We start from the raw sequence: 14,555 nt of genomic DNA, 5'->3' as shown, positions 1-14,555 counted from the left end.
TGCAGCGGTAGGCCGGATAAGGCTTTTAAGCCGCCATCCGGCATGAGTATGCTACTACTTTTCCTCCTTCTTCTGCGGGGAAAACAGCAGTGAAGGGGTGTGCGTCAGATAGTTCGACGAGGTTTGCGAGAGAAACGCAGAGAGCGGGAATTTCTCTTTCCCTAACAGCTCCGCTGGCGAAACCGCCGGATAATCCTGCGCCAGTTGCTGCGTTTCGATCGCCTGCTTTTCTTTCTCCTGCAGGTACCCCACCAGGCTTATCTGATACTTACGGATATTCTCTACGTAGGCATAGGCTTCGTGGCCGCGCGCATAGCCATAGGTCAGTTTTTTGTACCAGGGCTTTTGGCTGAGCAGCGGCAAGCGCTGTTTTACGTCGGCCCAGCTGTCCGGGTTGCCTTTGGTTTTTACCGTCAGCGCGCGGGCATCCAGCATATGCGCATACCCCATATTATAGGCGGCAAGCGCAAACCAGATCCGTTCTCCCTCAGGGACGGTATCCGGAACTTTACTCATCATATCCTGCAGATAGCGCGCGCCCCCGCTGATGCTTTGCTCGGCGTCGGTTCGGTCAGTTAATCCCAGACTCTGGGCAGTATTTTTAGTCAGCATCATCAGACCACGTACACCCGTTGGGGAGGTGGCCTGTGCATCCCAGTGCGATTCCTGATAAGAGATGGCTGCCAGCAGTCGCCAGTCTATCTCCTGCGCATATTTCTCAAACAGTGGTTTGAGATCTGGTAATACGCTATCGACTGCCCGTAAAAAAGTACGGGTATCGACATAGTCAAAATCATTGCCATGCCCGAGATATTTTTCTTCCAGCCGTGCCAGTAACCCGTCTTCATTGATGGTATTAAAGAAATCCAGCAGGGCAGCGGAGAGCGTATTGTCGTTATCCAGCGGGCTAAACCAGGTTACCGGCTGTTCGTCGGAAACATCCAGCGCCACGGCCAGTTCAGGATGTACGCGCTGGTACAGGCTTATCGCCACAGAATCGGCAATGGTGTAGTCCAGCTTACCGTTGATGACATCATCAAGCAGTTCCGTGGTGCCCTTTTTGTCATCGACCTTCCAGCTTAGTTCAGGATATTTTGTCTCTTTCAGGTGTTGCAGGTCATTCACCACCACGTGCCCGGGGGCGATAGTCAGTTGTTTATCGGTCACGCTGGCCAGGGTGCGCGGACGATATTGCCCGACCCGATACACCAGTTGCTGGGAAACCGAGTAGTAGGTGGGGCCGGGTTGGTAATTTTTAACCCGTTCACTGTTATACACCAGACCGGCGGCGAGCAGATCGGCTTCGCCGTTATCGAGGTCGTCAAAAAGTTGGCTGATGTTCTGGCGCACCGTGATTTTTAACTTCACGCCTAAATAGCGGGCAAACTGTTGGGCCAGCTCATAATCCAGCCCGAAACGTTTCCCGGTAAGGGTGGAATGCGTTAACGGAGAGTCAATGGTACTGACGCGCAGCTCTCCCCGCGATTGAATGGCGGCGATACGATTGTCGGCTTTACCGAACCAGGGAATAGATGGCCACAAGGCCGCTGCCAGCAGCAACGTCAAAATGCCGATAAACAGATAATTAATCTTTAATTTTTTCAATTAGTTAATTCTCTGAACCGTGCGTTGTTTCAGTCTGCTATGGTCGTGATTAGGACGTGAATTCATCATCAATGAGCGGCATTTTGCTTAAACTTGCGTCAATTGGCAACTCATTCAGAATGGCGGCCGCATTAGATGATAACTACAGGTTGTGATTTTATTTCGACGCAAACGGTTTCGTCGGCGCGGCAGATTCTTTATAATGATGCCCGTTTCCCCCCTTGCGCACACTTATAAGCGCCTCCGGCGCTTCGAAGACGAGAGACTTATGATGGAAATTCTGCGTGGTTCGCCTGCACTGTCTGCATTCCGTATTAACAAATTGCTGGCGCGTTTTCAGGCGGCCAATCTTCAGGTCCACACGATTTACGCCGAGTATGTCCATTTTGCTGACCTGAATGCCCCGTTAAACGAGGATGAGCACGCGCAACTTGCACGCTTATTGCAATACGGTCCAAGTCTCAGCAGCCGCACCCCAGAGGGCAAGCTGCTGCTGGTAACGCCTCGCCCGGGCACCATCTCCCCCTGGTCTTCTAAAGCGACTGACATTGCCCACAATTGCGGCTTGCAGCAGATTAGCCGTCTGGAACGTGGCGTTGCCTGGTATGTTGAAGCTTCCACGCTGAGCGCAGAACAATGGCAGGAAGTGGCTGCCGCGCTGCACGACCGCATGATGGAAACGGTTTTCTCTGCGCTGGACGATGCACAAGCGCTGTTTGCTCATCACCAGCCGGCGCCGGTTTCCAGCGTTGACCTGCTGGGTGCTGGCCGTCAGGCGCTGATCGACGCGAACCTGCGTCTGGGTCTGGCACTGGCAGACGATGAAATCGACTATTTACAGGATGCGTTTATCAAACTGGGACGCAACCCGAACGACATCGAGTTGTACATGTTTGCGCAGGCTAACTCTGAGCACTGCCGCCATAAAATTTTTAACGCCGACTGGGTCATCGACGGTAAACCGCAGCCGAAGTCGCTGTTCAAGATGATTAAAAACACCTTCGAAACCACGCCGGATCACGTCTTGTCAGCCTATAAAGATAACGCGGCGGTGATGGAAGGTTCTGAGGTCGGGCGCTACTTCGCTGACCATCAAACCGGTCGTTACGATTTCCATCAGGAGCCTGCGCATATCCTGATGAAGGTCGAAACCCACAACCACCCGACCGCAATCTCTCCGTGGCCGGGCGCAGCAACTGGCTCCGGCGGTGAAATCCGCGATGAGGGTGCCACCGGACGCGGTGCGAAGCCGAAAGCCGGGCTGGTGGGTTTCTCCGTGTCCAACCTGCGTATACCTGGCTTTGAACAGCCGTGGGAAGAAGATTTTGGTAAACCGGATCGTATCGTTACCGCACTGGATATCATGACCGAAGGCCCGTTGGGCGGCGCGGCGTTTAACAACGAATTTGGTCGTCCGGCGTTGACTGGCTACTTCCGTACCTATGAAGAGAAAGTGAACAGCCACAACGGTGAAGAGCTGCGCGGCTATCATAAACCGATCATGCTGGCAGGTGGGATCGGCAATATCCGCGCCGATCACGTGCAGAAAGGTGAGATTGTCGTTGGTGCGAAGCTTATCGTTCTCGGCGGTCCGGCAATGAATATCGGGCTTGGCGGCGGGGCGGCTTCTTCAATGGCCTCCGGCCAGTCCGATGCCGATCTGGATTTCGCTTCCGTACAGCGCGACAACCCGGAAATGGAACGCCGCTGTCAGGAAGTTATTGACCGCTGCTGGCAGATGGGGGATGCGAACCCGATTCTGTTCATCCACGACGTGGGTGCGGGCGGTCTGTCTAATGCGATGCCTGAGCTGGTCAGCGACGGCGGGCGCGGCGGTAAATTTGAGCTGCGCGATATCTTAAGCGATGAGCCAGGCATGAGCCCGCTGGAGATCTGGTGTAACGAATCTCAGGAGCGTTACGTCCTGGCGGTTGCTGCCGATCAGTTGCCGCTGTTTGACGAACTGTGTAAGCGCGAGCGCGCACCGTATGCGGTGATCGGTGAGGCCACCGAAGAGCAGCATCTTTCGATGAATGACCGTCATTTCGATAATCAACCGATCGATCTACCGCTTGATGTACTGCTGGGCAAAACACCAAAAATGACCCGCGATGTGCAAACGCTGAAAGCGAAGGGCGAGCAGCTTGCGCGGGAGCAGATTACGCTGGCCGATGCGGTCAACCGCGTGCTGCACCTGCCCGCCGTCGCAGAAAAAACGTTCCTCGTAACCATCGGCGACCGTACTGTCACCGGCATGGTAGCGCGCGACCAAATGGTCGGGCCGTGGCAGATCCCGGTGGCGAACTGCGCGGTGACCACCGCCAGCCTGGATAGCTATTATGGTGAAGCGATGTCTCTCGGTGAGCGTGCGCCGGTTGCGCTGCTGGACTTCTCTGCCTCTGCCCGTCTGGCAGTGGGGGAAGCGCTGACCAACATTGCGGCGACGCAGATTGGCGATATTAAACGAATCAAGCTCTCCGCCAACTGGATGGCCGCAGCCGGTCACCCTGGCGAAGATGCCGGGTTGTACGAAGCGGTCAAAGCGGTAGGGGAAGAGCTATGCCCGGCGCTTGGCCTGACCATCCCGGTGGGTAAAGACTCCATGTCGATGAAAACCCGCTGGCAGGAAGGCAACGAACAGCGCGAAATGACCTCGCCGCTGTCGCTGGTGATCACCGCGTTTGCCCGTGTGGAAGATGTCCGTCACACCATCACCCCTGAACTCTCAACCGAAGACAACGCCCTGCTGCTGATTGACCTCGGTCTGGGTCATAACGCGTTGGGTGCGACTGCCCTGGCGCAGGTCTATCGCCAACTGGGCGACAAACCGGCGGATGTCCGCAACGTTGCGCAGCTGAAAGGCTTCTATGATGCCATGCAGGCGCTGGTTGCTGCGCGTAAGCTGTTGGCCTACCACGACCGTTCTGACGGTGGTCTGCTGGTGACGCTGGCGGAGATGGCCTTTACCGGTCACTGCGGTATTCAGGCGGATATCAGCACGCTCGGCGATGACCGCCTGGCGGCACTGTTTAACGAAGAGTTAGGCGCGGTGATTCAGGTTCGCGCGGCGGATCGTGAGGCGGTAGAAGCGCTGCTGGCACAGCATGGCCTCGGTGACTGCGTTCACTATGTTGGCCAGGCTGAAGCCAGCGACCGTTTTGTGATTACTGCCAACGGTCAGACGGTGTTCAGCGAAAGCCGCTCCACGCTGCGTATGTGGTGGGCCGAAACCACCTGGCAGATGCAGCGTCTGCGCGACAACCCGGAATGTGCCGATCAGGAGCATGACGCCAAAGCCAACGATGCCGATCCAGGCCTTAACGTAAAACTGTCGTTTGATATCAACGAAGACGTTGCAGCCCCGTATATTGCGACCGGCGCACGCCCCAAAGTGGCCGTGCTGCGCGAGCAGGGCGTTAACTCCCACGTTGAAATGGCTGCGGCGTTCCACCGTGCGGGCTTTGATGCCATCGACGTTCACATGAGCGATCTGCTGGGTGGGCGCATTGGTCTGGGGAATTTCCAGGCGCTGGTGGCCTGTGGCGGCTTCTCTTACGGTGACGTATTAGGTGCCGGTGAAGGTTGGGCGAAATCCATTCTGTTCAACAACCGCGTGCGTGATGAGTTTGAAACCTTCTTCCATCGCCCGCAGACGCTGGCGCTTGGGGTGTGTAACGGCTGTCAGATGATGTCTAACCTGCGTGAACTGATCCCGGGCAGCGACCTGTGGCCACGCTTTGTGCGTAACCACTCCGATCGCTTCGAAGCGCGCTTTAGTCTGGTAGAAGTCGCCAGCAGCCCATCTTTGCTGCTGCAAAGTATGGAAGGCTCACGTATGCCAATCGCCGTTTCTCACGGTGAAGGTCATGTCGAAGTGCGTGACGGTGCGCATCTGGCTGCGCTTGAAAGCAAAGGGCTGGTGGCGTTGCGTTTCGTCGACAACTTCGGCAAGGTCACCGAAACCTATCCGGCTAACCCGAACGGTTCGCCAAATGGGATCACCGCGGTGACTACCGAAAATGGCCGCGTAACGATCATGATGCCGCACCCGGAACGCGTGTTCCGTACCGTGAGCAACTCCTGGCACCCGGAAAATTGGGGTGAGGACAGCCCGTGGATGCGCATCTTCCGTAACGCGCGTAAACAACTTGGCTAATGCGCCCGAGTGATGTCCCTGGCCCCTCCACGTGAGGGGCTTTTTTATGTTGTAGGCCGGATAAGGCGTTTACGCCGTCATCCGGCAATGTGCGCGATACTGCCTGATGGCGCTGCGCTTATCAGGCCTACGGGGAAGAGCGGTTGTAGGCTGGATAAGGCGTTTACGCCGCCATCCGGCAATAAACTCAGTGCTTGCGCCGCAAAATTAAAGTGTCGGGAATTCCCGACATCGAGGGTAGGGTAGCGTCGTCAAAAAGAGACATTTAATTAATTGATTTATAAGTGTTTTGTGTTTAAGTGCTACAGGTGTTGCTAATTAGCGACACATGGCGCAAAAAACGGTCAAAATCATTCATCGCTCAAATAAGTATATTTTGTATATTTATCATTGTGTTAATAATTTGTTTTGATTATTGGCACGCTTGCTGCATAATACTAAGCAGTGGCTCATTCACCTTCTTATGTCAGCCCCTTCGGGACGCGCTACATAAACTTCGAATGACGCACAACAAGGTGCCTGCCGTCCAACTTCTGATATTAGCCTCGCTATATCAAACTCCGGGCGAAACGTCGAGTTAGGCACCGCCTTATTCCATAACAAAGCCGGGTAAATCCCGGCTTTGTTGTATCTGGCGTTCCCCTCAGTTAGCATCTTCTTATTCGTTTCCGTTGAGAGTAACGCCTTGAAGCGCTGGTCTGTTTTCCCCCGGTCTTTACGTCAGTTGGTTACGCTGGCATTTTTGCTGATCCTGCTGCCCTTGTTAGTTCTGGCCTGGCAGGCGTGGCAAAGTCTGAATACCCTGAGCGCCCAGGCGGCGATGACTAACCGCACCACGCTGATTGACGCCCGGCGGAGCGAGGCGATGACCAACGCGGCGCTGGAGATGGAACGTAGTTATCGGCAATACTGCGTGTTAGATGACCCGACGTTGGCGAAGGTTTATCAGGGACAGCGTAAACGCTACAGCGATATGCTGGATGCCCATGCGGGCGTGTTGCCGGACGTTAAGCTCTATCAGGCGCTGCGCCAGGATCTGAACGATCTCGCGCAGTTGCAATGTCAAAACAGCGGCCCCGACAGCGTGGCGGCAGCGCGCCTTGAGGCCTTTGCCAGTGCCAATACTGAGATGGTGCAGGCCACGCGCACCGTGGTCTTCTCGCGCGGCCAGCAGCTGCAGCAAGAAATTGCTGAACGTGGTCAATTCTTTGGCTGGCAGGCGCTGGTGCTGTTTCTCGTCAGTCTGACGATGGTACTGCTGTTCACGCGGATGATTATCGGTCCGGTAAAAGCCATTGAACGGATGATCAACCGTCTGGGGGAAGGCCGCTCGCTGGGTGATACCGTGTCGTTTACCGGTCCGCGAGAGCTGCGATCGGTGGGGCAGCGTATTGTCTGGCTAAGTGAACGCCTCTCGTGGCTTGAATCTCAGCGACATCAATTTTTACGCCATCTCTCGCACGAACTCAAAACGCCGTTAGCGAGCATGCGTGAGGGAACTGAACTGCTGGCCGATCAGGTCGTTGGCCCGCTGACGCCGGAACAAAAAGAAGTTGTCGGGATCCTCGATGACAGCAGCCGCAATCTGCAAAAACTGATTGAACAACTGCTTGATTACAACCGCAAGCTGGCTGATGACGTGATCGAACTGGAAAGAGTTGAAATCGCGCCGCTCGTCGAGAGGGTGGTTTCTGCACATAGTCTGCCCGCGCGCGCCAAAATGATACATACTGATGTGGCGCTGGTAGAAAGCGCCTGTCTGGCAGAGCCAGTGCTGTTAACGAGCGTGCTGGACAATCTTTATTCCAATGCGGTGCACTATGGTGCTGAATCCGGTACCATTTGTATTCGCAGCATGTTGCATGGCACGACGGTGTACATTGACGTAATGAATACCGGTACGCCGATTCCGCAAGCAGAAAAGACCATGATCTTCGAGCCTTTTTTCCAGGGGAGCCATCAGCGAAAAGGGGCGGTAAAAGGAAGCGGATTGGGGCTCAGCATCGCCAGGGATTGTATCCGCCGTATGCGGGGAGAACTGTACCTGGTCGACGATCATGCGCAAGGCGTTTGTTTCCGCATAGAGCTGCCGCTATCTGCAACGAAAAACCATTAAAATGAATCTAAGTTTGGTGAGTATGCCACACGTTGTTGTCCGAATGCTTAAACGACATTTTTTCCGCCGCGTATTATTGCTGAGTTTGCCGTGCCTGGTGCTGGCGGGGTGCGTACCACACTCGGTGGATCATATTATCGGCGATCCCTCGCAGGAAAAAATCCCGCCCTATCAGCTGGCGGATTACCTTTCAACCGAGTGCGTGGATATCTGGTCGCTACAGGGGCAGACTACAGATACCAATCCCCTGTACTGGCTGCGAGCCATGGATTGTGCCGATCGTCTGATGCCGGTTCAGGCCCGTAGCGAGGCCAGTACCCAGTTGACGGACACCTGGCAGGGCGCATTTAAGCGCGGGATCCTGCTCGCCAGCGCTAATATCACACCGCCAGAAAGACGGGACGTGGTGACGCGACTTGATGCGCTCAGCCCACAAATTCCGGCGCAGGTACGACCGCTGTATCATGTCTGGTTTAGCGGGCAAACTCTGCAGCTACAGTTAGCTGAAGAGCGCATGCGCTACAGCAAACTTCAACAGGCGTCAGACAGCGATCTTGATACGCTGCGTCAACAGCAACAGCTTTTGCAGGCGCAGCTCGATCTCACTACCCGCAAACTGGAAAATCTGACTGATATTGAACGCCAGCTTTCAACGCGTAAGCCTGCCGGTAGTTACAATCCTGATGCGCTGCATGGGAATGATAAACTTACCACACCTGACGACGCCGTCGGCTCAGCGTCCTCGAACGATGAGGTAACGCCATGATAAGCCGTAAGCCCGCGCATTTATTGCTGGTCGATGACGATCCGGGATTATTAAAATTACTCGGCATGCGTTTAACCAGCGAAGGTTACAGCGTCGTGACCGCAGAAAGCGGCCAGGAAGGGTTACGGGTGCTTAACCGTGAGAAAGTTGATCTGGTTATCAGCGATCTGCGTATGGATGAAATGGACGGCATGCAGTTGTTTACCGAAATCCAGAAAGTCCAGCCGGGCATGCCGGTGATTATTCTGACTGCGCATGGTTCAATTCCGGACGCCGTGGCAGCGACCCAGCAAGGTGTTTTTAGCTTTCTCACCAAGCCGGTCGATAAAGACGCGTTATATAACGCCATTGACGGGGCACTGGAACAATCTGCTCCGGCGACTGATGACGGATGGCGCGAATCGATAATCACCCGCAGCCCGTTGATGCTGCGCCTGTTAGAGCAGGCTCGTATGGTGGCACAATCGGACGTCAGCGTATTGATCAACGGCCAAAGCGGTACCGGTAAAGAAATTTTTGCTCAGGCTATCCATAATGCCAGCCCGCGCGGCAGCAAACCTTTTATTGCAATTAACTGCGGCGCATTGCCGGAACAACTGCTCGAGTCTGAGCTGTTTGGTCATGCGCGTGGCGCGTTTACCGGTGCGGTGAGCAATCGTGAAGGGCTATTTCAGGCCGCCGAGGGTGGGACCCTGTTTCTGGATGAGATAGGTGACATGCCCGCACCGTTGCAGGTTAAATTGCTGCGCGTGTTGCAGGAGCGAAAAGTCCGCCCCCTTGGTAGTAATCGTGATATCGACATTGATGTGCGGATTGTCTCCGCGACGCACCGCGACTTACCCAAGGCGATGGCGCGTGGCGAATTCCGCGAGGATCTCTACTATCGCCTCAATGTGGTGAGTCTAAAGATCCCGCCTCTGGCTGAGCGTGCGGAAGACATTCCCCTGTTGGCTAACCATCTGCTGCGTCAGTCAGCAGAACGGCACAAACCGTTTGTGCGTGCATTTTCAACCGATGCCATGAAGCGTTTAATGACCGCCAGTTGGCCGGGCAACGTGCGCCAACTGGTCAACGTAATTGAACAATGCGTGGCGCTCACCTCATCGCCAGTGATTAGTGACGCGCTGGTGGAGCAGGCGCTGGAAGGTGAAAATACCGCCTTGCCAACCTTTGTTGAAGCGCGTAACCAGTTTGAACTGAACTACCTGCGTAAGCTGCTGCAAATAACCAAAGGCAACGTGACCCACGCAGCGCGAATGGCGGGGCGCAACCGCACCGAATTCTATAAATTGCTTTCTCGACACGAGCTGGATGCAAACGACTTTAAAGAGTAGCACCGTAAATACGACTGATTTATGATACGGTGGGCAGCCGGTTACGCGATAAAAACGACAGGAAAACCATGAAAAAGATTGATGCGATTATTAAACCCTTCAAGCTCGACGACGTCCGCGAAGCGCTGGCAGAAGTGGGCATTACCGGTATGACCGTAACGGAAGTGAAAGGCTTTGGCCGTCAGAAGGGCCATACCGAGCTGTACCGTGGTGCGGAGTACATGGTGGATTTTCTGCCGAAGGTAAAAATTGAAATTGTGGTTACCGACGACATCGTGGATACCTGTGTCGATACCATTATTCGCACGGCTCAAACGGGTAAAATTGGCGACGGTAAGATTTTTGTCTTTGACGTGGCTCGCGTGGTGCGTATTCGTACTGGCGAAGAAGACGACGCGGCAATTTAAGCCGCGCCGTGCTTGCCGGATGGCGGTGTGAACACTTCATCCGGCCTACAAAATCCTGTAGGCCTGATAAGCGCAGCGCCATCAGACATGACGTAATTACAGGACTTTATGCGGGCCGAAGCATTCGTAATGAATGTTTTCGTTCTTCACGCCCAGACCGACCAGCTGCTTCGCGGCAAACTGCATAAAGCCGACCGGACCACACAGATAAAACTGCATCGCCGGGTCGCTGATTGCGCCTTCCAGTTTATTCAGATCCATCAAGCCCACGCTGTCATACGCGCCTTTTTCACGGTCTGCTTCATTCGGTTCACGATACCAGGTGTGGGCGCTAAAGCGCGGCAGTGAGTTGCCCAGCTCATTCACTTCATCAGCAAAGGCGTGCACATCGCCGTTTTCTGCCGCGTGGAACCAGTTTACCTGCGCCGTGTGTCCGGCTTTCGCCAGCGTATCCAGCATTGCCAGCATCGGGGTCTGACCAACGCCTGCGGAAATCAGCGACACCGGAGTATCGGTGGCGACATCCATAAAGAAATCGCCTGCCGGTGCGGCTAAATGAACGATGTCACCGACTTTCGCATGGTTATGCAGCCAGCTTGAAACCTGACCGCCGTCTTCACGCTTAACGGCAATGCGGTAGCCCTTGCCATCCGGTTTGCGGGTCAGAGAGTACTGACGAATTTCCTGATGCGGGAAACCTTCCGGCTTCAGCCAGACGCCCAGATACTGCCCCGGATGGTATTCAGCCACCGCACCGCCGTCGACCGGCTCAAACTCAAAGCTGGTGATTAATGCGCTACGCGGGGTTTTTGCCACAATGCGGAAAGGACGAGTACCTTCCCAGCCGCCGTTTTTATTGGCGTTTTCACTGTAAATCTGCGCTTCGCGATTGATGAAGACGTTAGCCAGCACACCATACGCTTTGCCCCACGCGTCCAGCACTTCCTGCCCCGGGCTGAACATCTCGTCCAGTGTTGCCAGCAGGTGACCACCCACGATGTTGTACTGCTCGGGCTGAATCTGGAAGCTGGTATGCTTCTGGGCAATTTTCTCGACCGCAGGCAACAGCGCCGCCAGGTTGTCGATATTGCTGGCGTAAGCGGCGATGGCGTTAAACAACGCTTCACGCTGATCGCCATTACGCTGGTTACTCATGTTGAAAATTTCTTTGAGTTCAGGGTTATGCGTAAACATGCGATCGTAGAAATGGGCGGTCAGTTTCGGGCCGGTTTCGACCAGCAGGGGAATAGTGGCTTTCACTGTAGCGATGGTTTGTGCGTCAAGCATACGGTCTTCCTTTATCTGAGGCTTTAATGATGTATGTCAAATACATCTTATAAAAAATACCCCTGCATTGTAAATGGTTCTTTGTAACTTTGCGTTGTAAAGGTTACAACTTGAAAAATCTGCATCACAAACCTGAAAAGAAATCCGTTGAAATTTGCCATGTCATTATTCTCCAAAGCCTTGTGTGCTGTGAAGGTAATCGTTTGCGTAAAATCCTTTGTCAAGACCTGTTATCGAAGATTGATTCGGTTATACTGTTGGCCGTCGTCCAACAGGACTGCCTTTTTAGGCCGAAATTCTATTGTTAGCTGAGTCAGGAGATGCGGATGTTAAAGCGTGAAATGAACATTGCCGATTATGATGCCGAACTGTGGCAGGCTATGGAGCAGGAAAAAGTACGTCAGGAAGAGCACATCGAACTGATCGCCTCCGAAAACTACACCAGCCCGCGTGTCATGCAGGCGCAGGGTTCTCAGCTGACCAACAAATACGCTGAAGGTTATCCGGGCAAGCGCTACTACGGCGGTTGCGAATATGTGGATATCGTTGAGCAACTGGCGATTGACCGCGCGAAAGAGCTGTTTGGCGCAGACTACGCTAACGTCCAGCCGCACTCGGGTTCTCAGGCTAACTTCGCGGTCTACACTGCGTTGCTGCAGCCGGGCGATACCGTTCTGGGTATGAACCTGGCGCAAGGCGGTCACCTGACTCACGGTTCCCCGGTCAACTTCTCCGGCAAGCTGTACAACATCGTCCCTTACGGCATCGATGAATCCGGCAAGATTGACTACGAAGACATGGCTAAGCAGGCTCAGGCCCACAAACCGAAGATGATTATCGGTGGCTTCTCTGCGTACTCCGGTGTGGTTGATTGGGCAAAAATGCGTGAAATCGCTGACAGCATCGGTGCATACCTGTTCGTCGACATGGCGCACGTTGCCGGTCTGATTGCTGCAGGCGTATACCCGAACCCGGTTCCGCATGCACACGTTGTTACCACTACGACCCACAAAACCCTGGCGGGTCCGCGTGGCGGCCTGATCCTGGCAAAAGACGGCAGCGAAGAGCTGTACAAAAAACTGAACTCCGCTGTGTTCCCAAGCGCACAGGGCGGCCCGCTGATGCACGTGATCGCGGCAAAAGCTGTGGCGCTGAAAGAAGCGATGGAGCCAGAGTTCAAAGTTTACCAGCAGCAGGTTGCGAAAAACGCCAAAGCGATGGTTGAAGTGTTCCTGAACCGCGGCTACAAAGTGGTTTCTGGCGGCACTGAAAACCACCTGTTCCTGCTGGATCTGGTCGACAAAAACTTGACCGGTAAAGAAGCCGATGCGGCGCTGGGCCGTGCGAACATCACGGTTAACAAAAACAGCGTACCGAACGATCCGAAGAGCCCGTTCGTGACCTCCGGTGTGCGTATTGGTTCTCCGGCAGTGACCCGTCGCGGCTTTAAAGAAGCGGAAGTGAAAGAACTGGCTGGCTGGATGTGTGACATTCTGGACAACATCAATGATGAAGCCACTATCGAACGCATTAAAGCCAAAGTGCTGGATATCTGCGCTCGCTTCCCGGTTTACGCATAAGTCATACGGATTGCCGGATGGCGGTGTAAACACCTTATCCGGCCTACATATGAGTTACTTGTAGGCCGGATAAACGCAGTGCCATCCGGCAGCAGCTATATTGACTTAAGCAAGATTGTTTCATCGATTAAAGCCGCCACTGGCGGCTTTTTCTTTGTCTGAATCCACTTGCGCAGCTGCCGCATTTCTCGTCCCTGGTTGAGCGTTACCGCGCCGACTATCACCTCGTTTTGCAGGTTAAACCAGATAGCCTTGCCGTCATCTGAATCGCCGCGAACGACCCAGCTATCACCACGCATATCGCCAATAAACTGCAGATTGTCGCTGAACTGATCGGTCCAGAACCAGGGCGGAGGTAGCATCGGGAGCGTTAGCCCCAGCATGGCTGCCGCGGCAGTTTGCGCCTGATTATTGGCGTTTTCCCAGCTTTCGCAACGTTGCAGCGTACCGTCTGGTAAACGCTGTACTGCCACATCCCCGGCGGCAAAAATGTTCGGGTCCACGGTTCTGCACGACGCATCGATGATAATGCCGTTTGCCACATCAAGACCCGCCTCACGGGCAAGCCCGTCGTTGGCGACAATCCCGATACCGTAGATCACGCTATCAACCTGAAGCTGTTCGCCACGTTGCAGCGTGAGGGCGATGCGTTCTCCGCCCGCCACCTGTTCAATCGCATTATTCAGCAGCAAATGTACGCCAGCCTGCTGGTGGCGAGCGGTCAGATAACGTTGTATCGGCGGCGGAGCGTTGCGACCCATCACCGTGGCGGCCAGTTCAATGACGGTGACCTGACAACCACGCTGCGTGGCGCTGGCAGCCAGCTCAAGTCCGATGGTTCCGGCTCCGACAATGGCGATCGATTGCCCGGGACTGAGCGCGTTTCGCAGACGCGCCGCATCCCCGGCGTGGCGCAGCGTGAAGCCACGGTCACCGAGCGTATCCAGCAACGGGAACGGGCGCGCCGCTGCACCTGTGGCAATCAGTAATTGATCCCACGGGTAGGTCTGTCCGTCAGCCAGTACCAGCGTTTGCGTTTCTCGCCCGAGCGTTTGAACGGTGACGCCCAGATGCAGCTGAACATTATTATCCCGCCACCAGTCCGCGCTCAGCACCGGCTGCAGCTGCGGCGCGTCGTCTAACAACATGGCTTTGGAAAGTGGAGGGCGTTCGTAGGGCAGATGCGGCTCATCGGAAAACAGATGGACCTCGCCGTCAAACCCCTGTTGACGCAGTGCGGCTGCCGCCATTGCCGCGGCCTGTCCGCCGCCGACAATGGCGATGATATTGTAGTACATAATGCC

At 54.8% G+C, this 14,555-nt stretch carries 9 protein-coding genes; 6 read left to right on the top strand and 3 right to left on the bottom strand.

The window, feature by feature from the left end; genetic code table 11:
- Window positions 1-54: 54 nt before the first annotated feature.
- Window positions 55-1,605, bottom strand: coding sequence for a membrane-bound lytic murein transglycosylase MltF (gene mltF / locus IMQ48_RS20885; protein WP_196210499.1), 1,551 nt, complete (start codon window positions 1,603-1,605; stop codon window positions 55-57).
- 268 nt (window positions 1,606-1,873) lie between these two features.
- On the opposite strand from mltF, the gene purL reads away from it, so the two are divergent.
- The 5 genes from purL to glnB all read left to right on the top strand — a co-directional run bounded on the left by purL (window position 1,874) and on the right by glnB (window position 10,384).
- On the top strand, window positions 1,874-5,761 hold the full coding sequence (gene purL / locus IMQ48_RS20880; protein WP_196210498.1) for a phosphoribosylformylglycinamidine synthase: 3,888 nt from the start codon (window positions 1,874-1,876) through the stop codon (window positions 5,759-5,761).
- A 685-nt stretch (window positions 5,762-6,446) separates the two neighbouring features.
- Window positions 6,447-7,877 (top strand): two component system sensor histidine kinase QseE/GlrK, encoded by a 1,431-nt coding sequence (qseE, locus tag IMQ48_RS20875; RefSeq protein WP_196210497.1) that lies wholly within the window; start codon window positions 6,447-6,449, stop codon window positions 7,875-7,877.
- Between the two features lie 22 nt (window positions 7,878-7,899).
- On the top strand, window positions 7,900-8,643 hold the full coding sequence (qseG, locus tag IMQ48_RS20870; RefSeq protein WP_196210520.1) for a two-component system QseEF-associated lipoprotein QseG: 744 nt from the start codon (window positions 7,900-7,902) through the stop codon (window positions 8,641-8,643).
- Window positions 8,643-9,977 (top strand): two-component system response regulator GlrR, encoded by a 1,335-nt coding sequence (gene glrR, locus IMQ48_RS20865; RefSeq protein WP_370551872.1) that lies wholly within the window; start codon window positions 8,643-8,645, stop codon window positions 9,975-9,977. The genes qseG and glrR overlap by 1 nt, the downstream gene beginning before the upstream one ends.
- A gap of 68 nt (window positions 9,978-10,045) precedes the next feature.
- Window positions 10,046-10,384: a nitrogen regulatory protein P-II gene (glnB, locus tag IMQ48_RS20860; RefSeq protein ID WP_002438074.1), complete on the top strand. Its 339-nt coding sequence runs from the start codon at window positions 10,046-10,048 to the stop codon at window positions 10,382-10,384.
- A 96-nt stretch (window positions 10,385-10,480) separates the two neighbouring features.
- Here the strand turns inward: glnB and hmpA are convergent, their stop codons facing one another.
- Complete coding sequence (gene hmpA / locus IMQ48_RS20855; protein ID WP_196210495.1) at window positions 10,481-11,671, bottom strand: NO-inducible flavohemoprotein; 1,191 nt, start codon at window positions 11,669-11,671, stop codon at window positions 10,481-10,483.
- Between the two features lie 326 nt (window positions 11,672-11,997).
- Between hmpA and glyA the strand changes: the two genes are divergently transcribed.
- On the top strand, window positions 11,998-13,251 hold the full coding sequence (glyA, locus tag IMQ48_RS20850; RefSeq protein ID WP_115257762.1) for a serine hydroxymethyltransferase: 1,254 nt from the start codon (window positions 11,998-12,000) through the stop codon (window positions 13,249-13,251).
- Window positions 13,252-13,346: 95 nt separating this feature from the next.
- On the opposite strand, the gene hcaD is transcribed toward glyA, so the two are convergent.
- On the bottom strand, window positions 13,347-14,549 hold the full coding sequence (gene hcaD / locus IMQ48_RS20845) for a phenylpropionate dioxygenase ferredoxin reductase subunit (protein ID WP_196210494.1): 1,203 nt from the start codon (window positions 14,547-14,549) through the stop codon (window positions 13,347-13,349).
- Window positions 14,550-14,555: the final 6 nt, after the last annotated feature.

Source organism: Citrobacter sp. Res13-Sevr-PEB04-36 (genome assembly GCF_015672735.1).
Taxonomy (GTDB): Bacteria; Pseudomonadota; Gammaproteobacteria; order Enterobacterales; family Enterobacteriaceae; genus Citrobacter.
Note: the sequence above shows the minus strand (reverse complement) of the source record. Positions and strands in the feature narration are given on the sequence as shown.

Coding starts and splice junctions, on each gene's coding strand:
- qseG (WP_196210520.1), top strand. CDS start 7,900: ATGCCACACGTTGTTGTCCGAATGCTTAAACGACATTTTTTCCGCCGC.
- hmpA (WP_196210495.1), bottom strand. CDS start 11,671: ATGCTTGACGCACAAACCATCGCTACAGTGAAAGCCACTATTCCCCTG.
- hcaD (WP_196210494.1), bottom strand. CDS start 14,549: ATGTACTACAATATCATCGCCATTGTCGGCGGCGGACAGGCCGCGGCA.
- glnB (WP_002438074.1), top strand. CDS start 10,046: ATGAAAAAGATTGATGCGATTATTAAACCCTTCAAGCTCGACGACGTC.
- purL (WP_196210498.1), top strand. CDS start 1,874: ATGATGGAAATTCTGCGTGGTTCGCCTGCACTGTCTGCATTCCGTATT.
- glyA (WP_115257762.1), top strand. CDS start 11,998: ATGTTAAAGCGTGAAATGAACATTGCCGATTATGATGCCGAACTGTGG.